General features: G+C 74.8%; 16 protein-coding genes. 10 read left to right on the top strand and 6 right to left on the bottom strand.

Features of this window, described 5'->3' with window-relative positions:
• The first annotated feature begins 63 nt into the window (after window positions 1-63).
• The 4 genes from ACN27D_RS04420 (at window position 64) to ACN27D_RS04405 (ending at window position 4,539) form a co-directional block, all read left to right on the top strand.
• A complete protein-coding gene (locus ACN27D_RS04420; RefSeq protein ID WP_121683512.1) occupies window positions 64-1,461 on the top strand; it encodes an NYN domain-containing protein in 1,398 nt (465 codons plus the stop codon).
• 205 nt (window positions 1,462-1,666) lie between these two features.
• Window positions 1,667-1,900 carry a hypothetical protein gene (locus ACN27D_RS04415; RefSeq protein ID WP_358172600.1) on the top strand — a complete coding sequence of 78 codons (234 nt, stop codon included), beginning with the start codon at window positions 1,667-1,669 and terminating at the stop codon, window positions 1,898-1,900.
• Between the two features lie 258 nt (window positions 1,901-2,158).
• Entirely contained in the window at window positions 2,159-3,418 is a 1,260-nt protein-coding gene (locus tag ACN27D_RS04410; RefSeq protein ID WP_120568768.1) for a M48 family metallopeptidase, read from the top strand.
• On the top strand, window positions 3,415-4,539 hold the full coding sequence (locus ACN27D_RS04405) for a glycosyltransferase family 4 protein (protein WP_121683509.1): 1,125 nt from the start codon (window positions 3,415-3,417) through the stop codon (window positions 4,537-4,539). Before ACN27D_RS04410 ends, ACN27D_RS04405 begins: the two co-directional genes overlap by 4 nt.
• 54 nt (window positions 4,540-4,593) lie before the next feature.
• Here the strand turns inward: ACN27D_RS04405 and ACN27D_RS04400 are convergent, their stop codons facing one another.
• The 5 genes from ACN27D_RS04400 to ACN27D_RS04380 all read right to left on the bottom strand — a co-directional run bounded on the left by ACN27D_RS04400 (window position 4,594) and on the right by ACN27D_RS04380 (window position 11,546).
• A complete protein-coding gene (locus ACN27D_RS04400) occupies window positions 4,594-6,270 on the bottom strand; it encodes a putative bifunctional diguanylate cyclase/phosphodiesterase (protein ID WP_421501108.1) in 1,677 nt (558 codons plus the stop codon).
• A gap of 76 nt (window positions 6,271-6,346) precedes the next feature.
• Window positions 6,347-7,159 carry an SAM-dependent methyltransferase gene (locus tag ACN27D_RS04395; protein WP_120568771.1) on the bottom strand — a complete coding sequence of 271 codons (813 nt, stop codon included), beginning with the start codon at window positions 7,157-7,159 and terminating at the stop codon, window positions 6,347-6,349.
• Window positions 7,160-7,358: 199 nt separating this feature from the next.
• Window positions 7,359-8,027: a response regulator transcription factor gene (locus ACN27D_RS04390; protein WP_013287678.1), complete on the bottom strand. Its 669-nt coding sequence runs from the start codon at window positions 8,025-8,027 to the stop codon at window positions 7,359-7,361.
• Window positions 8,028-8,034: 7 nt separating this feature from the next.
• Complete coding sequence (locus ACN27D_RS04385; RefSeq protein WP_121683507.1) at window positions 8,035-9,729, bottom strand: GAF domain-containing sensor histidine kinase; 1,695 nt, start codon at window positions 9,727-9,729, stop codon at window positions 8,035-8,037.
• Window positions 9,730-9,743: 14 nt separating this feature from the next.
• Complete coding sequence (locus ACN27D_RS04380) at window positions 9,744-11,546, bottom strand: AMP-dependent synthetase/ligase (RefSeq protein ID WP_393378847.1); 1,803 nt, start codon at window positions 11,544-11,546, stop codon at window positions 9,744-9,746.
• A 166-nt stretch (window positions 11,547-11,712) separates the two neighbouring features.
• Here ACN27D_RS04380 and ACN27D_RS04375 point away from each other — a divergent pair, with 166 nt between their 5' ends.
• The 6 genes from ACN27D_RS04375 to ACN27D_RS04350 all read left to right on the top strand — a co-directional run bounded on the left by ACN27D_RS04375 (window position 11,713) and on the right by ACN27D_RS04350 (window position 17,342).
• Complete coding sequence (locus ACN27D_RS04375) at window positions 11,713-12,186, top strand: SRPBCC family protein (RefSeq protein ID WP_357897207.1); 474 nt, start codon at window positions 11,713-11,715, stop codon at window positions 12,184-12,186.
• 21 nt (window positions 12,187-12,207) lie between these two features.
• Window positions 12,208-12,843 (top strand): hypothetical protein, encoded by a 636-nt coding sequence (locus ACN27D_RS04370; protein WP_357897209.1) that lies wholly within the window; start codon window positions 12,208-12,210, stop codon window positions 12,841-12,843.
• A 73-nt stretch (window positions 12,844-12,916) separates the two neighbouring features.
• Window positions 12,917-13,864 carry an ROK family glucokinase gene (locus ACN27D_RS04365; RefSeq protein ID WP_026267860.1) on the top strand — a complete coding sequence of 316 codons (948 nt, stop codon included), beginning with the start codon at window positions 12,917-12,919 and terminating at the stop codon, window positions 13,862-13,864.
• A 1-nt stretch (window position 13,865) separates the two neighbouring features.
• Entirely contained in the window at window positions 13,866-14,564 is a 699-nt protein-coding gene (locus ACN27D_RS04360) for an endonuclease/exonuclease/phosphatase family protein (RefSeq protein WP_120568775.1), read from the top strand.
• Window positions 14,565-15,055: 491 nt separating this feature from the next.
• A complete protein-coding gene (locus ACN27D_RS04355; protein ID WP_121683504.1) occupies window positions 15,056-16,462 on the top strand; it encodes a flavin-containing monooxygenase in 1,407 nt (468 codons plus the stop codon).
• A 55-nt stretch (window positions 16,463-16,517) separates the two neighbouring features.
• Window positions 16,518-17,342 carry an alpha/beta hydrolase gene (locus tag ACN27D_RS04350; RefSeq protein ID WP_120568777.1) on the top strand — a complete coding sequence of 275 codons (825 nt, stop codon included), beginning with the start codon at window positions 16,518-16,520 and terminating at the stop codon, window positions 17,340-17,342.
• Between the two features lie 16 nt (window positions 17,343-17,358).
• On the opposite strand, the gene ACN27D_RS04345 is transcribed toward ACN27D_RS04350, so the two are convergent.
• Window positions 17,359-18,777, bottom strand: coding sequence for an alpha,alpha-trehalose-phosphate synthase (UDP-forming) (locus tag ACN27D_RS04345; protein WP_121683686.1), 1,419 nt, complete (start codon window positions 18,775-18,777; stop codon window positions 17,359-17,361).
• Window positions 18,778-18,917: the final 140 nt, after the last annotated feature.

The following is an 18,917-nucleotide window of genomic DNA, read 5'->3' as shown; positions in this document are numbered from 1 at the left end:
GTACGATGAGAGATCGGCTCACTCACCGGGCGGTGGGCCCGTTCGGGGTGGGAGACTTGCCTCATGCCCCTCACCGAGCCGTACGACGACCGCTCCTCCGTGGAGGAGCCGGTGGTCGGCGTGCCCGCAGGTGAGGACGCGCCACCACCGGTCGAGCCCGAGCCCGTGCTGCCCGAGCCGGTCCGGCAGCGGATCGTCGCGCTGACCGCCGCCGTGCTGCCCGGCCTGCCCGCCGACGAGGTGCCGGTGCCGCTGCGGCGGGTCGCCAAGTTCGCCCCGAACCGCCGGGCCCGTCTCGGCGCGCCCGCGATCGCCGCCCAGCTCACCGCCGACCCGCTGTTCCGGCAGCGGATCACGGCCCGGGTGCTCGCCGACGCCGGCGACCTCGGCGCGGCGGTGGTCGAGGGCACCGCGCCGGCCGCCGCCGACCCGGTCGAGGTGGCCGCCCTGGCCTACCTGGCCCGGCCCCGCGGCTGGCGGGACCTGATCGAGGCCAGCGGCGAGGCGGTACGCGCCGAGGCCGACAGCGCGGTCGTGGCGGAACTGGTACGCGAGGCCGAGCAGCGGGCCGCCCGCGCCGAGCACGACCGGGCGGTGGCCCGCGTCGAGGCGGAGAAGCTGCGCGACGAGCTGGCCCGGGTCCGGGAGGAGCTGGGTCAGCTCCGCGAGGAGGCCCGCCAGCTGACCCGTACCCTGCGGGAGACCCAGGCCCGGGAGCGCAAGGCCACCGAGATGCTCGCCACGGAGCGGGGACGGGCGGCCCGCGCCGCGGCCGACGCGGACGCCGAGCTGCGCCGCGCGCGGGCCCGGCTGGCCGAGGCGGAGGCCGCCGCCGGGGTGGCCCGGGCCAGCGCCAAGGAGGCCCGCTCGGTCGACGACGCGCGGCTGTGGCTGCTGCTGGAGACGATCGGTCAGGCCGCCGTGGGGCTGCGCCGCGAGCTGGCGCTCGACCCGGTGGACAAGCTCCCGGCCGACTTCGTCGCCGACGCGTTCGCCGAGCAGCCGGGTGCCGCGCCGGCCGGCCCGTCGACGCGGGCCCGCGACACCGACGACCCGGCCCGCCTCGACCAGTTGCTCGCGCTGCCGCGGGCACACCTGGTGGTGGACGGCTACAACGTGACCAAGCGCGGCTTCGGCGAGATGTCGCTGGAGCAGCAGCGCAAGCGGCTGATCACCGGCCTCGGCGGGATCGCCGCGCAGACCGGGGACGAGGTCACAGTCGTCTTCGACGGCGCCGAGCGGATCCACGGCCTGCCTCCGGCGCCGCGCGGCGTGCGGGTGCTGTTCTCCCGCAAGGGCGAGACCGCCGACGAGCTGATCCGCCGGCTGGTCCGCGCCGAGCCGGCCGGGCGGCCGGTGGTCGTCGTCTCCTCCGACCGGGAGGTGGCCGACGGGGTACGCCGGCACGGCGCGTACCCGCTGGGCGCCGACTCGCTGCTGCGGCGCCTGGCGCGTTCCTGACCTTCGCCCTTACTCGACCGACTCCAGGTCGGGGAAGTGGCGGGGTCGAGGGTGTGTTGATCGCGCCACTTCGGCGTACTGGTTCGGGTTCGCGGCGGGTGCTGCCTCGTTGTCCGGTTCTGTCGTACCCGAGCGTTAGCGTTCTGGTGACCGACGGTGGTGGTTCCTTCCCCGAGCGCCACCGGCGACCCGTCAGGAGGCGTTGATGCTGATCGACTGCGACACCTGCGGCAACCGCGGCGCCGGCTGCTCCGGCTGCCTGGTGACCGCACTGCTCGACTCCGACCCGGCCGACCTCGGCCCGGCCGAGCACCGGGCGATCGAGGTGTTCGCGCGGGCCGGATTCGAGGTGGAGGTGCTGCCACCAGCGCCCGTCGCGGTGCCCGCGCCGACACGGGCACCGGCGCCCCGCCGTCCCGCCCGTCGCCGGATCGCCTGACGCGCCCGCCAGGCGCCGCCCAGGGTGCTGAGGGCAACCGCCGACCCGGGTCAGCCGCCCATCACCCGCTCACCGGGCTCGCGCGCCGCTCCGCACGGCTTTTCGTTACCCCGGTGACCGGACCGGCGCCCGTGCGGGCCACGCTGTCGGGTCGCGCGCCGGGCACGGCGCTCCGATCGACGGCCGGGCAATAGGATGGGCGGTCACGGCGGGAGGGAGCGGCATGACGCGGACGGGGCACGACGGCGGGGTGGGCCGGTGACCCCGCGCGCCTGGGCGCTGCTGACCCTGGCCGGCCTGGTGGTCGCGCTGCTCGTGGCGGTGGCGCTGCTGGTGCCGTGGAGCCGGCCGCCGGCGCCCCGCGCCGACCAGCTCGCGGCGCTACGGGATCTCCCGGCCGAGCAGGTGACCCGGGGCCGGGCCTTCCACGGCGCGCTGCGCCCGGCGGCCTGGTCGGCGCTGGCGGTCGGGCTGGTGGTGGCGGTGCTGCTCGGGCTGACCCCGCTGGGCGGGCGCCTGGTCGAACTGGTCGGCCGGCCCTTCGGCGGGCACTGGATCGCGCAGGCCGTGCTCGGCGGGCTGGCCGTCATGTTCCTCGCCGACCTGCTCACGCTGCCGTTCGCGGCCTGGCGCCGCACCGTGCTGGTCCGCTACGGGCTGAGCACCCAGAGCTGGGGCGGCTGGGCGGTCGACCTGCTCAAGTCGTACGCGGTCAGCGCGGTGATCGGCGCGCTGGTCCTGCTCGGCTTCTACACGGTGGTCCGGCTCGCCCCGCGCTGGTGGTGGGCGTTCGGCGCGGCCGGTGCGGCGGCCCTGGTGGTGGTGCTGTCGTTCGTGCTGCCGGTGCTGGTCGAGCCGGTGTTCAACCGGTTCACCCCAATGGAGCCGGGCCCGCTGCGCAGTGAGCTGACCGCGATGGCCGCCCGGGACGGCGTACCGGTGCGCGACGTGCTCGTCGCCGACGCGTCCCGGCGCACCAGCGCGGTGAACGCGTACGTCTCCGGGCTCGGCCCGACGCGGCGGGTGGTCGTCTACGACACGCTGCTGCGCGAGGCGGAACCGGCCGAGGTGACGAGCGTGGTCGCCCACGAGCTGGGGCACGCCAAGGACCGGGACGTGTGGACCGGCACGGTGCTCGGCGCGCTCGGCGCCGCCGCCGCTGTGGTGGCGCTCTACCTGATCGGCTCGTGGACGCCGCTGCTGCGGCTCGCGGGCGTCGACTCGATCGCCCAGCCCCGGGCGTTCCCGCTGCTGATCGCGCTGGTCACGGTCGCCGGCCTACTCGCCACCCCGGCACAGGGGCTCGTCTCGCGCCGGATCGAGGCCCGCGCCGACGCCCACGCGCTGGCGCTCACCGGCGACCCGGCGACGTTCGAGGCGATGCAGCGCCGGCTCGCCGGGGTCAACCTGGCCGACCCCGACCCGCCGCGCTGGGAGCGCCTCTGGTCGGCGACCCACCCGTCCACAGTCGAGCGGATGGCCGCCGCCCGCGCCTACGCCAGGGAGTCCGGTCGATGAGCCGTACCTTGCTGATCACCAACGACTTCCCGCCGCGCCCCGGCGGCATCCAGTCGTTCGTGCACAACCTCGCGGTGCGGCAGCAGCCCGGCTCGGTGGTGGTGTACGCGTCGAGCTGGCGCGGGGCGGAGAAGTTCGACGCCGACCAGCCGTTCGAGGTGGTCCGGGAGCGGACCCGGGTGCTGCTGCCCACCCCGCTGATCGCCCGGCGGGCGGCGCGGCTGGCCCGCGCGTACGACTGCGACACCGTCTGGTTCGGCGCGGCGGCCCCGCTGGGGCTGCTCGCCGCGGGCCTGCGGCGACGGGCCGGGATCCGCCGGGCGGTGGCGCTGACCCACGGGCACGAGGTCGGCTGGGCGGCGCTCCCCGGCGCCCGGTCGGCGCTGCGCCGGATCGGCCGGGGCGTGGACGTGACCACCTACCTCGGCGAGTACACCCGGGCGCGGCTGGCCCGCGTGCTGGACGGGCTGACCGAGCTGCGGCGGCTCGCGCCCGGCGTGGACGTGGACACCTACCACCCGGAGGTCGACGGCGGGCGGGTCCGGTCGCGGCTCGGGCTGGCCGACCGGCCGGTGGTGGTGTGCGTGTCGCGGCTGGTGCCCCGCAAGGGCCAGGACATGCTGATCCGCGCGCTGCCGGAGATCCGCCGCCGGGTGCCCGACGCCGCGCTGCTCGTGGTCGGCGGCGGCCCGTACCGCTCCACGCTGGAGAAGCTGGCCCGGCAGACCGGCCTGGAACGCGACGTGGTCTTCACCGGCTCGGTGCCCTCGGCCGAACTGCCCGCCCACTACGCGGCCGGCGACGTCTACGCGATGCCGTGCCGCACCCGCAACCGCGGGCTGGACGTGGAGGGCCTCGGGATCGTCTACCTGGAGGCGAGCGCGACCGGGCTGCCGGTGGTGGCCGGTGACTCCGGCGGCGCGCCGGACGCGGTCCGCGAGGGGGAGACCGGGTACGTGGTCGGGGGCCGGGACGTGACCCAGCTCGCCGACCGGGTGGCCACGCTGCTCGCCGACCGGGACCTGGCCCGGCAGTTCGGCGCCGCCGGCCGCGCCTGGGTGGAGCGGGAGTGGCGCTGGGAGACGCAGGCGCAGCGCATGGCCGCCCTGCTGGCCGGCTGACCGCGCGCCGGCCGGGCCAGGAGGCGACGGACCGGCCGGGCTCGGAAGGCCGGGTCAGGAGGCCGCGTCGACGTGGGCGGGCACCCGGCCCAGGTGCGGTGCGGCCGGGCCGGGACGGCCGAAGTGCCAGCCCTGCCCGGCGTCGCAGCCGATCGCGCGCAGCCGGTCCGCCTGGTCGGCCGTTTCCACGCCCTCGGCGGTGACGGTGAGGCCCAACGCGTGCGCCAGCGACACCAGCGAGGCGAGGATCCGCTCGTCGGTGCCGCTGCCCGGCGCGCGCAGGCCGGTCACGAACTCGCCCGCCACCTTCAGCTCGTCGACCGGCAGGTCCCGCAGGTACGCGAGGTTGCAGTAGCCGGTGCCGAAGTCGTCGATGGCGACCCGGACACCGAGGTCGCCGAGCACCCGCAGGGCGCGCACCGGCTCGACGACGGTGCTCATCATGGTGCTCTCGGTGATCTCCAGTTGCAGCCGGTGCGGCGGCAGGCCGGTGCGCCCGAGCACGCCGCGTACCTCGGTCACCAGGTCGGTGCGGTGCAACTGCCGGACGGCGAGGTTGACGCTGACGAACGGCGCGTCGCCGTCCGCGCCCGGCCAGGTGCCCGCCTCGCGGCACGCCTCGGCCAGCACCCAGCTGCCCAGCCGGACGATCAGCCCGGTCTCCTCGGCCAGCGGGATGAAGCTGTCCGGCCGCAGCACACCCAGCTCCGGGTGCCGCCAGCGCACCAGCGCCTCCATGCCGAGCACCCGCCCGTCGCGTAACGACGTCAGCGGCTGGTAGTCGAGGTAGAACTCGCCCCGGTCCAGCGCGGCGGGGATCGCCGCGGACAGCGCGTACCGGGCCAGCTCGCGGCGGTTGCGGTCGGCGTCGAACAGCGACCAGCGGGCCCCGCCGGCGGCCTTGGCCCAGTGCAGCGTGCTGTCGGCCGCGCGCATCAGGTCCATCGGCGAGGTGCCCGCGACCGGGCGCTCCACGATGCCGATGCTCGCGGACACGGTCAGCTCGTGGCCGTCGACGAGCGCCGGCTCGCGTACCGCGGCGAGCGCCGCCTCGGCGACCTTCACCGCGTCGTCGGTGCCGGCGGTGCGCTCGACCAGGATCACGAACTCGTCGCCGCCGAGCCGCGCCACCAGGTGCTCGCCGAGCGCCCGGTGCAGGCGCTGGGCCACCGTCACCAGCAGCGAGTCGCCGACCTGGTGGCCCAGGGAGTCGTTGACCACCTTGAACCGGTCCAGGTCGAGGAAGCACACACCGACCCGGTCGGCGCCCCGGCCCGGCGCGGCGATCGCGGCGGTCAGCCGTTCGGTGAACAGCGTGCGGTTCGGCAGGCCGGTGAGCGGGTCATGGGTGGCCTGGTGCCGGAACCGGGCCTCGCTGTCGCGCAGCGCCCGTTCGGCCTGCGCACGGGCCATCATGGCGGCCCGGCGGATGGACTCCTGCTCGTCGAGCGTGCGGTCGCGCAGGGCGCGGGCGTACCCGGTGGCGACGGTGGCGAGCAGCCGCGCCATCCGGTCCTCGACGTCGTCGACGACCAGGTCGAGGTCGCGGACCAGGCGCAGCTGGATCACCTCGACGGTGCGGCCCAGCCCTTCCGCGGACGCGATGTGCGCGTGCACCAGCTCCGCGCCGACCTGCTGGCCGATCCGCAGGTCGAACGGCTCGGCGCGTAGCGCCTGGGCCAGCCGCTCGGTGAGCCGTTGCAGCATCTCCTCCAGCTGCGACTGCGTCATCGGCAGGTAGCTGGTGCCGGACACCGCCTTGGCCCAGGCCCGGGCGAACACGCCGGGCCGGCAGCGGGCAGCGTCGTCACCCACCGAGCCGCCCGACCCCGCCCATGAAGACGGCCCGTTCGGCGTTCTCCGCCTGGTCGGGGGAGTCCGGCCGCCACTGCGGCACCCACACCACACCCGGGTCGACCAGCTCGAAGCCGTCGAACAGCGCGGTCAGCTCGGCCCGGCTGCGGATCCAGAGCTGGCTGTCGGTACGCCGGTAGACCCGCTCCGCCTCGGCCCGCTCGCCGGTGCCGTCGCGGCCCTCCTCGCTGGCCTGGGAGAGCACCAGGTGGCTGCCGGGCGCCAGCGCCCCGCGCAGCGTCCGGAGGATCTCCTCGGGGCGGTCGGCGTCCGGGACGAAGTGCAGCACCGCCACGATCATCACGGCGACCGGCCGGGAGAAGTCCAGCAGCCGGGTGACCTCCGGGTGGGCCAGGATCGCCTCCGGGTTGCGCAGGTCCTCCTGGAGCACCGTGGCGTGCGCGTTGCCGGCCAGGATCTCCTGGCTGTGCGCCACCGCCACCGGGTCCACGTCGACGTAGACCACCCGCGACTCCGGATCGATCCGCTGGGCGATCTCGTGCACGTTGCCGACGGTCGGGATGCCGGAGCCGATGTCCAGGAACTGGCGGACGCCGGCCTGGGCGAGGTACTGCACCGCCCGGCGCAGGAACGCGCGGTTGGCCTGCGCCATCAGCGGCGCCTCCGGCACCGCCTCGACCATCGCGCGGGCGGCGGCACGGTCGGCCGCGAAGTTGTGCGAGCCGCCGAGGTAGTAGTCGTACATGCGGGCGACGCTGGGGCGCTCGATGTCGATCGTCTCGGGTGCCCAGTCCGGCCGCTGCATGTCCTGCCCCTCGGATGTCGGCGACACGCGGTCGTCACCGCCGCGCGGATCACCCGGGTATTCTGCCCCTCCGCCGTCGCGGTGCAAAGACCGTCGTCGCTGTGCGTCCGGCCGGTCACCGTACGCGACCACCCCGTGGCCGGGAACGCCGAGAGGCCCGCGTCCGTGACGGACGGGGCCTCTTCCGGCGGTGCGCCTGTCAGAACTTCGGGGCGTCCGGGGCCTCCAGCAGCCCCAGCCGCAGCGCGGTCATCAGGGCCTGAGCCCGGTTGGCCGCGCCGAGCTTCTCGTAGAGCTTCGAGATGTGGGTCTTGGCGGTCGACTCGCTGACGAACAGCTGCTTGGCGATGCCCGCCACGCTCATGCCGTCGGCGAGCAGCCGCAGCACCTGGCCCTCACGGGGGGACAGCTGCGGGCCGGAGGGCGCCAGCCGGCGCTTCATCGCCTCGGCCAGGTCGGCTGCGGTGAACGCGCTGGGGGAGGAGGCGGCGTGCCGGGCGGCGGCCACCACCTCGTCGGCCGGGGCGGTCTTCGGCACGAACGCGCTCGCGCCCGCCTCCAGGGCGCCGAAGAGCTGGTCGTCGCCGGCGTACATGGTCAGCACGACGATGCCCATGGACGCGCTGGACTTGCGCAGGGCGCGGGTGGCCTCCAGGCCGCTGCCGTCGGGCAGGCGGAGGTCCATGATCACCACGTCGGGCTGGAGCGCGCCGGCCTGACGCACGCCCTCCGCCGCGGTGGCCGCCTCGCCCACGACCTCGAACTGACGGTCGCGCTCGAACGCGTGACGCAGCCCCTTGCGGATGAGGTCGTGATCGTCGACCAGGAGAACCTTGGTACGGGTGGCCGGTGTCGGACTGCTGGTCATCCTCGGGTTACTCCCCTTCTGCTGCTGCGGCGCTGCCGCGCACCTTATCGCGCCGGGGCGACGAACCGAGCACCACCGCCACAGTCGTCCCACTAGGCTGTCGCGGCCTGATCTCCAACCGGCCTCGGATACGTTCCGCCCTCTCGGCCATGATCGCAAGGCCATAGTGCCCGTCCGGGCGCTGGTCACCGATGCCGTGACCGTCATCCGACACTTCGATTCGGGTGTACGGGGGATCCACCTCGCACGTGACCCACAGGTTCGACGCGCCGGCGTGCTTGCGCGCGTTGGTCACCGCCTCCTGCGCGATGCGCAGCAACTCGGCCTCGGTGGCGGCCGGCAGCCGGGCGGTGGACTCGTCCAGCGACAGGTGCACCCGCAGGCCGCCGGAGGCGCCCACGGTGCGGGCGTACTCGGCGATGGCGGCGGCCAGGCCACCGTGCCGGTCGACCTCGCTGCGCAGCTCGAACAGGCTCAGCCGCAGCTCGGTGATCACCCGGGTGACCTCCTGGCGCAGCGTGCGCAGCGAGTCGGCGGTCTCGTCCGCGTCCTCGTGCACGGTGGCCAGCGCGTTGTCGATGCCGTACCCGACCATGACCAGTTCCTGGGCGACCCCGTCGTGGATCTCCCGGGCCAGCCGCTGCCGCTCCTCGTTCGTCGCCAGCGAGCGCACCTCGTCGAAGAGGAGCGCGGCCTCCAGCCGCAGCGCCGCCGGGCCGGTCAGCGCCGTCACCCGGGACACCACCGGCGGCGGGTACGCGGCGGCGGTGTCCGCCTCGATCACCACCAGGCCGACCGTGCGTACGCCCGCCACCAGCGGGACGATCAGCGCGGAGACCTCGCCGGAGTGCCGGGACCGGGCCTGCGAGCGGGCCGAGACGGTCGGCTGCTGGGTGGCCCAGGCGTCGGCGATGGCCGAGTCGGCGTCGAGCGTGGTCTCCCAGTCGACCCGGTCCGCGCCGATCTGCGCGAGCACCACGAGCCGGCCGCCGCCGCTGGCGGACAGCACCGCGCCCCGGTCGGTCTTGGCGACCACCCGCAGCTCCTCCAGCAGGTGCTCGGAGATGCCGCCCGGGTCCAGGGTGGCGCCGGGCAGCTGCCGGGCGACCGTACGGAGCTGGGTGAGCAGGCGGGTCGCCTCGGCGTACGGCTGGGGTTTGCCCTCGCCGCGCACCCGCATGACGCGCTGGAGCGTGCCCGCGGTGTAGAGGCCGAGACCGGCCAGGATCAGCCACTGGGCGCAGACCGCGAGGTAGCCGACCTGGCCGAGCTGCGGCCCGCCGTCGACCTGTGTGAACGCGGCGCTGGCCAGCAGCGTCGCCGCCGCCACGGCGAGCAGCGCGGCGCCCTCGCGGAACCGGCGGCTCAGCGCGGTCACGGTGACCGGCACGGCGAGGTACGGCAGCACCGCCGAGGCGCCCAGCCCGCCGGTCACGCCGGACAGATGGGTGTCGGCGGCGACCTGGCTGGCGGCCAGCCCGAGCACCAGCACCTCGGCGAAGCGGCTGATCGGGGCGAGCAGCCGGTGCTGGGGGGCGAGCACGGCGGGCAGGCCGGCGGCGCCCAGCAGCGCGATCCACCAGAGCTGGGTGGCGTCGCGGGTGGCGAACAGGGTCAGGGCGGCGACCAGCGCGAGGAGGACCGCGCGGGCCGCCGCCGCGAGCGGCTGCGTCGACGGCTGGCGGGATGTGGAGGCGGGCACGTGACGGATGGTAGTCAGCCCCGGTAGATCTCGGCGATCTCCGAGGCGTACGTCTTGTGCACGACCTGACGCTTCACCTTCAGCGACGGGGTCAGCTCGCCGGTGGTCTCGGTGAAGTCCTGCGGCAGGATCCGGAACACCTTGATCGCCTCGGCCTTGGAGACCGCCTGGTTGGCCTGGTCGATCGCGGACTGCACCTCGGCGCGCAGCGCCGCGTCCTCGCGCAGCTCGGCGATGCTCGTGGTCTCCGGGCGCCCCTGCCCGGCCAGCCACTTCGGCAGCGCCTCCTCGTCGATGGTGACCAGCGCGGCGATGAACGGCTGCCGGTCGCCGACCACCACGCACTGGCTGATCAGCGGGTGCGCGCGTACCTGGTCCTCCAGCACCGCCGGGGCGACGTTCTTGCCGCCGGCGGTCACGATGATCTCCTTCTTCCGGCCGGTGATGCTCAGGTAGCCGTCCTCGTCGAGCTGCCCGAGGTCGCCGGTGCGGAACCAGCCGTCGGTGGTGATCGCCTCGGCGGTGGCCGCGTCGTTGTGCCAGTACCCCTGGAAGACGATGTCGCCGGCGATCAGGACCTCGCCGTCGTCGTCGATCCGGATGGTGACGCCGGGCAGCGGGCGGCCGACGGTGCCGATCCGGGTGCCGGTGGGCAGGTTGGCGGCGGCGGCCGGCGAGGTCTCGGTGAGGCCGTACCCCTCGCAGATGGTCACCCCGACGCCGCGGAAGAAGTGCCCGAGCCGCGCGCCCAGCGGCGCGCCGCCGGAGATGGCGTCGCGGCACCGGCCGCCCATCGCCGCCCGCAGCTTGCGGTAGACCAGCTTGTCGAAGAGGGCGTGCTGCGCGCGCAGCCCCAGGCCCGGGCCGCCGGGCAGCTCCTGGGCCTCGCTCCACGCGATGGCGACCTTCTCCGCGCGGTCGAAGATCTTGCCCTTCCCCTCGGCCTCGGCCTTCTGCCGCGCGCCGTTGTAGACCTTCTCGAAGACCCGGGGTACGGAGAGCACGAACGTCGGCTTGAAGTCCTGGAGCTCGGCGACCAGGTTCTTGGTGTCCGCGCAGTGGGCCATGGTGGCCCGGGCGTGCACCACGCCGACCTGGATGAGCCGGGCGAAGGCGTGCGCGAGCGGCAGGAACAGCAGGGTGGAGGCGCCCTGGCGGAACAGGTTCGGCAGCACCGGCACCGCGTTGGCGATGTCGGAGTAGATGTTGCGGTGGGTCAGCACGCAGCCCTTGGGCCGGCCGGTGGTGCCGCTGGTGTAGATGATCGTGGCGACGTCGTCGGCCTTCGACAGCGAACGGCGGGTCTCCACCTCGGCCCGGTCCACCGACGCGCCGGCGGCGACCAGGTCGTCGACCGCGCCCAGCTCGATCTGCCAGACCTCGCGCAGCTCGGGCAGCCGGTCGCGGACGCCGGCGACCAGGGTGGCGTGCGCGGTGCTCTCCACCACCACCGCGACGGCGCCGGAGTCGCCGAGGATCCAGGCGGCCTGCTCGGCGCTGGAGGTCTCGTAGATCGGCACGGTCACCGCGCCGGCGGCCCAGATCGCGTAGTCGAGCAGCGTCCACTCGTAGCGGGTGCGGCTCATCAGGCCGACCCGGTCACCGGGGGAGACGCCCGCGGCGATCAGGCCCTGCGCCACCGCCACCACCTCGTCGCGGAACTGGCGGCAGGTGACCTCCTCGCGCGCGCCCGTCCCCGCGCCGGGGCGGACGAACTGCACGGTGTCCGGGGCGACCTCGGCGTTTTCCCAGACCGGGTCGGTCAGGTTGGCCGCGTCGCCGACGGTGACGATCGGCGGGACGGAGAACTCGCGCACCTGCACTCCCTCGTGCTCTACCGGCGGGGGCCGGCCTGGTCGGCTCTGTCGAAACCTACCCGCACACCCCCGGGTGTCGACCAGGGAGGTTGCCCGCCCGGCTGGTGGGACGCCGTCCGGCGGGTGGAGCGGGACCGGCCGGTAGGCGGCCGGGTAGCCTCCCCCCATGGCGGACTCCTCCACCCAGTCGATCATCATCGGCGCGTCACCGGACCGGGTGGCGGCCGTCATCTGCGACTTCCCGAGTTATCCCGAGTGGGCCGAGGCGGTACGCCGGGCCGAGGTGATCGAGGAGTACGAGGACGGCTACGCCAGCCAGGTCCGGTTCACGCTCGACGCGGGCGTGATGGCCGACGAGTACGTGCTGGCCTACGAGTACGCCGAGGACATCTCCCGGATCGAGTGGCACCTGGTCGCCCCGTCGAAGATGCAGCGCTCCCAGCGCGGGTCGTACGACCTGGCGGGCAACCCGGACGGGACGACCACGGTGACCTACACCCTCGAGGTGGAGCTGTCCGTGGCGATGCTCGGCATGTTCCGCCGCAAGGCCGAGAAAATGATCATGGATGCGGCGTTGAAGCAGCTCAAGCGCCGGGTAGAAGCACCCGGTGCGGCGCAGGACACCCGACCGTCCCGGTAGTCAAGCTGGAGGAGCCGAACCATGGGCACCACTGATCCGGGTTCGGCCCGGGAAGAGGCCGAGCGCCTCGTCGCCACACTGCTCGCCGGCGCGAAGATGGCCGCCGCCGCACCGGGCTCCGGTGCCCTGGGTCCGCTCGGTGGGATCCTCTCCGGTGTCCTCGGTCACACCCCGCCCGGTGCCGCTTCCGCCCCGAAGACCGCCGCGCCCGCCGGTTTCGCCACCGGCTCGCCGGAATGCTGTGTCTGCCCCGTCTGTCGCGGTATCGCCGCGTTGCGAGATCCGAGTCCGGAATTCGCCGAGCGGCTCGCCACCGGCGCCGGGGACCTGGCGGCCGGGGTGGCCAGCCTGCTGCGCGCCTTCACCCCGGCCGAGCCGGAGCGCCCCGCCGACGGCGCCGCCGCCGCGCCGGACGGATCCGGGGACCACGTGTGGCGCGAGGCGACCCGTACCGGGCATGATTCTCAGCCGGCACCCGAGCAGGACGTGTGGGCCGCCGCCACCCGGGGGGAGGGCGCGGCCGACTCGGGTGCCGCCGCCGACGCCGCCGGGCCGCCGGAGCCGGCGACGAGCCGGCCACCGGCCGGCCGTCCCGTGGTGCCCGCCTCGCGGGCGTCCGGAGAGGTGGGCGCGGACGCACCAGGCGACGGAGCCTGACCACCGGACATCCCGGGACCGTACGGCCGGTTCGGCCGGTCCCCGGGCAGCACAGCAGAGGGGAGTGGCAGCGTTGACGCTGACCATCGGAGTCGACGTCGGTGGCACGAAGGTGGCCGGCGGTGTCGTGGACGACGCCGGCACGGTACTCGTGCAGACGCGACGGGACACCCCCGCCGACGACGTGGCCAAGACCCGCGACGTCATCATCGAGGTGGTCACCGAACTGGCCGCCGGCCACGCCGTCGAGGCGGTCGGCATCGGCGCGGCCGGCTGGATCGACGCCTCCCGCTCCACAGTGCTGTTCGCCCCCAACCTGGCCTGGCGGGACGAGCCGCTGCGCACGTACGTCGGCGACGCCACCGGCCTGCCGGTGATCGTGGAGAACGACGGGAACGTGGCCGCCTGGGCGGAGTTCCGTTACGGGGCGGCCCGCGACGCCGACGACTCGATGGTCATGTTCACCATCGGCACCGGTGTCGGCGGCGGCATCGTGCTCGGCGGTGGCCTGGTCCGCGGCGCCAACGGCATCGCCGCCGAGCTGGGCCACATGCTCACCGTGCCGGACGGCCACCAGTGCGGCTGCGGCCGGCTGGGCTGCATCGAGCAGTACGCCAGCGGCAGCGCCCTGGTCCGCTTCGCCCGCGCCGCCGCCCGGCAGGAGCCGCATCGGGCCACCGCGTTGCTGGAGCTGGCCGGGGGCGAGGCCGAGACCATCACCGGCCCGATGGTGACCGCCGCGGCCAAGGGCGGCGACCCGGTCTCCACCGAGGCGTTCGCCCAGGTCGGCCGCTGGCTCGGCACCAGCCTCGCCGACATGGCGCAGATCCTCGACCCGCAGGTGCTGGTGGTCGGCGGCGGCGTGATCGACGCCGGTGACCTGCTGCTCGGCCCGACCCGGCGGTCGTTCGCCGACGCGCTGGCCCAGCGCAGCCGCCTGCCCGTCGCGGAGGTACGCCCGGCCGAGCTGGGCAACACCGCCGGCGTGATCGGCGCCGCCGACCTGGCCCGGCGGATCTGACATGACGGATACGGGTGTGCCGCTGCGGGTCCTGTCGTACAACATCCACAGCCAGCGCGACGACACCGCCGCGCTGGCGGAGGTGGTCCGGACGGCGGCCCCGGACGTGGTGATCGTCCAGGAGGGACCGCGCCGGTTCCGGTGGCGGCAGAAGACCGCCGCGCTGGCCGAGTCGTTCGGCATGGTGGTGGCGGCCGGCGGCCTGCCGTCGCTGGGCAACGTGCTGCTGACCAGCCTGCGGCTGCGCGTCGTCGACACCAGGTGCCAGCGGTACCCGCTGACGCCGGGACGGCACATGCGCGGTGCCGCGTACGCGCAGTGCCGCGTCGGCGGCGTCGACGTGCTGCTGGCCGGCTCGCACCTGTCCACCGACCCGGCCGAGCGTCCGGCCCAGGCGGCGGCGTTCAAGCGGGAGCTGGCCGCGTCCACGCTGCCCGTGGTGGCCGGCGCGGACATCAACGAGGGCCCGGACGGGCCGGCCTGGCAGACGCTCGCCGAAGGGCTCACCGACACGGCGCTCGCCGCCGACCGGGCCGACCGGCTCACGTTCTCCTGCGCCGACCCGCGCCGCCGTATCGACGCGCTGTTCGTCGACCCCCGGATCACGGTGGTCGACTACGACGTGGTGGACACCCCTGCGGCCCGCCGGGCCAGCGACCACTTCCCGGTCCTGGTCGACCTGCTGCTGCCCACCGCCTGACCGGCGCGGACCGCCGGGCCGCACCGTGCCCGGCGGCCCGCCCGCGCCCAACGCCTGCGCCGCGCCCAACGCCTGCGCCGCGTCCGCGCCGCGCGCCCGTCCGCGCTTGCCAGCGGCCGGACCGCCGGGCCGGTGACGCACGGTCAGGTCCCAGCGGCCGGCGGGCCAACCGCTTCGCCGCCTTTGCTCTGCCGCCATATACGCACCAGCTACCCGCCGTGACCGGCGGCCCGCGTCCCGGGCGGACGGCCGCGAGACATCGGCGCAGCTCCCGGCGATGCTGCGTCCGTGGCTGCAGAGCAAAGGGCGAAAGAGGGTACGCCTCCGGCGCGGCCGGTCCACTCACGCTCGGTGACCGGCCCGTCGGTGACGCTGCGTCAGGGGGAGCGGGCGGGTGGGCGGTGCCGGATCCGGTGGCTGGACAACGGCGGGCATTCTCGGCAGGATTTCGCTCCGACCCGGCACGCGTGCCGCACAAAGGAGAATTCGCGGTGTCCTCCTCCACCGACCCCGGCCGCCCCGATCCGGACCGGACGGACGTCCCGGTCCGCGACGACCGCCCGGTCTCCGACCGGGGCGACACGGTCTGCGTCATCGGCGCCGGCGCCAGCGGCCTGACCGCCGTGAAGAACCTGCGCGAGGCCGGCTTCGGCGTCGACTGCTACGAGCGGGAGACCGGCGTCGGCGGCGCCTGGAACTGGCGGCACGACCGCAGCCCGGTGTACGGCAGCACCCACCTGATCTCGTCCCGGCCGTTCACCCAGTTCCCGGACTTCCCGATGCCGGACGACTGGCCGGACTACCCGCACCACAGCCAGCTGCTGTCCTACTTCGAGCGGTACGCCGACCACTTCGACCTGCGCCAGCACGTCTGGTTCGGCACCGAGGTGGTCCGCGTCGAACCGGTCGAGGGGGACCGGTGGGACGTGACCACGCGCAGCACCGGCGGCTACGGCCCCGAGCGCACCTCCCGGTACGCCGCGGTGGTGCTCGCCAACGGCCACAACTGGTCGCCGAAGCTGCCCCGCTACGAGGGGCTGGAGGAGTTCCGCGGCGAGGTCATGCACGCCTCGTCCTACAAGGACCCGGCACAGTTGCGCGGCAAGCGGGTGCTCGTGGTCGGCGCCGGCAACACCGGCTGCGACATCGCGGTCGAGGCGGCCCAGCAGGCGTCGCACTGCTGGCACTCGACCCGCCGCGGCTACTGGTACGCCCCGAAGTACGTCCTCGGCCGCCCCGCCGACCAGGTGAACGACACGCTGCTGGCGCTGCGGGTGCCGTTGCGCGTACGGCAGTGGCTCTACCACTGGACGCTGCGCCTGACCGTCGGCGACCTGACCCGGTTCGGCATGCCGAAGCCGGACCACCGCGTCTACGAGACGCACCCGATCGCCAACAGCCAGCTCGTCTACTACGTCGGCCACGGCGAGATCACCCCGGTGCCGGACGTGGCCCGGTTCGACGACCGCGCCGTGGAGCTGACCGACGGCCGGCGCATCGACCCGGAGCTGGTCGTCTTCGCCACCGGCTACCTGCCGCGCTTCGAGTTCCTCAAGGGCCGGGTGCTCGGCGACGAGGACGGCTCCGGGCGGCCCCGGCTGTGGCTCAACGCGTTCACCGCCGGTCATCCCACGCTCGCCGTGGTCGGCCTGGTGCAGCCGGACTCCGGCATCTTCCCGATCTCGCACTGGCAGAGCGTGCTGTTCGCCCGGCTGCTCACGCTGCGCGCCACCCGCCCGGAGCGGGCCGCCGCGTTCGACCGCAAGGTCCGGGAGGGTCTGGGCGAGCGGTACTCGGCGAAGGTCAAGGACAGCACCCGGCACTGGTTCGAGGTCGGGCACGCCGACTACCTGCGCGCCTTGCAGCGCGCGCTGCACGAGCTGGAGGGCACCAGGTGAGCGCGAGGAACGCAGCGCAGCGGAGTCCCGCAGTCGCGAACGAAAGGCAGGCACGGTGACGGCCGAGCGGGTGCGGGTGGTCCGGTCCTGGGAGTGGGCCCGGCCCGAGCGGGCCGCCCGCCGCGAGGTGCTCGCCGCCGTACCGGAGCGGGAGGAGGCGAAGCCGCCGCTGCTGTTCGTGCCCGGGTTCGGGCACGGCGCGTGGGCGTTCGCCGAGCACTGGCTGGGGCACGCCGCCGGTCGCGGCTTCCCGGCGTACGCGCTGAGCCTGCGCGGGCACGGCGGCAGCGAGCCGGCGCCGGAGGCGACGCTGCGGTCGTACACCCATGACGTGACGCAGGTGGCGGCGAGCCTGCCGCGGCAGGCGGTGCTGGTGGGGCACGGTGCCGGCGCCCGGGTCGTGGCGCACGCGATGGCCCGCTACCCGGCGCGGGCCGCGGTGCTGGTGGCGCCGGTGCTCGGCGGCTGGGGGACGTTCGGGACGGCGTTGCGGCGCAATCCGGTCGGCACGGTGCCGGCGGTCTTCGGCGCCGGGCTGCGGCTCAACCGGCGGCAGCTGTTCAGCCGGGAGTTGCCGGACGCCGACGCGCGGCGGCACCTGGCCCGGCTGGGCCGGGCCGGGCGGCGGGCGCAGTGGCAGCTGCTGACCGGCCGGTCGCCGGAGCCGGCGGTGGGCCGCCCACCGGTGCTGGTGCTCGGCAGCCCGGACGACCGGGTGCTGCCGGCCACGGCCCTGACCAGGGCCGCCCGCCGGTACGCCTCGGCGCCGCTGCTGTTCCCCGGCATGGGGCACGACCTGATGCTCGACGCCCGCTGGCGCGAGCCGATCGACGCGATCCTGGACTGGCTGGACAAGGACCCGGCGCCCGCCGCCGGGTGAGCGCCGGGGGCGCCGGTCAGCGGGGGGCGGGGCGGCGGCCGACCAGCGTTCCGCTCTCCTCCAGCGCGCTGAGGTAGGACGCCGCCCAGGCGTGGATGTCGTTGTGGGCCAGGTGCTCGCGCATCGCGCGCATCCGGCCCGCGACATCCTCCGGGCCGGCGCGCAGCGCGGCCAGCAACCCCTGCTTGAGGCCGTCGAGGTCGTGCGGGTTGACCAGGTACGCCTGCTCCAGTTCGGAGGCGGCGCCGGCGAACTCGCTCAGCAGCAGCGCGCCGGTGCCGTCGACCCGGGCCGCCACGTACTCCTTCGCGACCAGGTTCATGCCGTCGCGCAGCGGCGTCACCGCCATCACGTCCGCGACCCGGTAGAGCGCCACCAGTTCGGCGCGGTCGAACGGCTGGGTGAGGTAGTGGATCGCCGGCTCGCCGACCCGGCCGAACTCGCCGTTGATCCGGCCGACCTGGTGCTCCACCCGGTCGCGCAGGATCTGGTACTGCGCCACCCGGTCACGGCTGGGCACCGCCACCTGGACCAGCACCGTGTCGCGGACCTTGATGTCGCCGTTGGCGAGCAGCTCCCGGTACGCCTTGAGGCGCTGCTCGATGCCCTTGGTGTAGTCCATCCGGTCGACGCTGAGGATCACCTGCTCGGGGCGGCCGAGATCCTGCCGCAGCCGGCGCGCCCGGTCGGCGACCTCGGGACGGGCGGCGAGCGCGGACATCTCGGCGGTGTCGATGGCGACCGGGAAGGCACCGATGCGCACCACCCGGCCGTCCACGCCGATCCGCCGGTCGGTGGCGGGCAGGCCGAGCACCTTGGTGGCGAGCTGGGCGAAGTTGTGCGCGGCCTGGGCCCGCTGGAAGCCGACCAGGTCGGCGCCGAGCATGCCGCGCAGCAGCTCGGCCCGGCGGGGCAGCTGCATGAACAGTTCCGGCGGCGGGAACGGCACGTGCAGGAAGAACCCGATCCGCAGGTCCGGGCGCAGCTCGCGGAGCAGGCCCGGCACCAGTTGGAGGTGGTAGTCCTGCACCCAGACCAGGCCGCCCGGCTCGGCCACACGGGCCGCGGCCTCGGCGAACCGCTGGTTGACCCGCTGGTACGCCTCCCACCAGCGGCGGTGGTACTCCGGCTGCTCGACGGCGTCGTGGTAGAGCGGCCAGAGGGTGGCGTTGGCGAAGCCCTCGTAGTGGTCGCGGAAGTCCTCGGCGCTCAGCGGCACGGTGTGCATCCGGACGCCGTCCACGTCCGGCAGCTCGGGCGCGGGACCGGTGCCGCCGGCCCAGCCCACCCAGGTCGCGGGTGTGTGCCGCAGCAGCGGGTGCAGGGCGCTCACCAGGCCGCCGGGGCTGCGGCGCCACTCGAAGGCGCCGTCGGGCGCCACGCTGTCGTCGATGGGGAGGCGGTTGGCCACCACCACGAGGGGGCTCTGTCGCATCTCGGGCAATCCGCTCAGCAGGGGACCGGCGACCCGGAAGGAGACGCAAGCCGGACAGCCGGTGCGGGACGTGACGTTCAGCCTATTCCTACTGACTGTAAGTTACACGTTTGTTACGCCCTCGCCCAGGGCGGGCGGCG

This window comes from Micromonospora sp. WMMD1274, from assembly GCF_049179035.1.
In the GTDB taxonomy this organism is placed as follows: Bacteria; Actinomycetota; Actinomycetes; order Mycobacteriales; family Micromonosporaceae; genus Micromonospora; species Micromonospora tulbaghiae.
The sequence above is the reverse complement of the archived record's forward strand: the minus strand, read 5'-3'. Positions and strand labels throughout refer to the sequence as shown.

What these genes read in the sequence shown, in the direction of transcription:
- ACN27D_RS04420 (WP_121683512.1), top strand. Translation starts at nt 64, where the DNA reads ATGCCCCTCACCGAGCCGTACGACGACCGCTCCTCCGTGGAGGAGCCG.
- ACN27D_RS04360 (WP_120568775.1), top strand. Translation starts at nt 13,866, where the DNA reads ATGACGGATACGGGTGTGCCGCTGCGGGTCCTGTCGTACAACATCCAC.
- ACN27D_RS04375 (WP_357897207.1), top strand. Translation starts at nt 11,713, where the DNA reads ATGGCGGACTCCTCCACCCAGTCGATCATCATCGGCGCGTCACCGGAC.
- ACN27D_RS04400 (WP_421501108.1), bottom strand. Translation starts at nt 6,270, where the DNA reads ATGACGCAGTCGCAGCTGGAGGAGATGCTGCAACGGCTCACCGAGCGG.
- ACN27D_RS04345 (WP_121683686.1), bottom strand. Translation starts at nt 18,777, where the DNA reads ATGCGACAGAGCCCCCTCGTGGTGGTGGCCAACCGCCTCCCCATCGAC.
- ACN27D_RS04415 (WP_358172600.1), top strand. Translation starts at nt 1,667, where the DNA reads ATGCTGATCGACTGCGACACCTGCGGCAACCGCGGCGCCGGCTGCTCC.
- ACN27D_RS04405 (WP_121683509.1), top strand. Translation starts at nt 3,415, where the DNA reads ATGAGCCGTACCTTGCTGATCACCAACGACTTCCCGCCGCGCCCCGGC.
- ACN27D_RS04370 (WP_357897209.1), top strand. Translation starts at nt 12,208, where the DNA reads ATGGGCACCACTGATCCGGGTTCGGCCCGGGAAGAGGCCGAGCGCCTC.
- ACN27D_RS04390 (WP_013287678.1), bottom strand. Translation starts at nt 8,027, where the DNA reads ATGACCAGCAGTCCGACACCGGCCACCCGTACCAAGGTTCTCCTGGTC.
- ACN27D_RS04395 (WP_120568771.1), bottom strand. Translation starts at nt 7,159, where the DNA reads ATGCAGCGGCCGGACTGGGCACCCGAGACGATCGACATCGAGCGCCCC.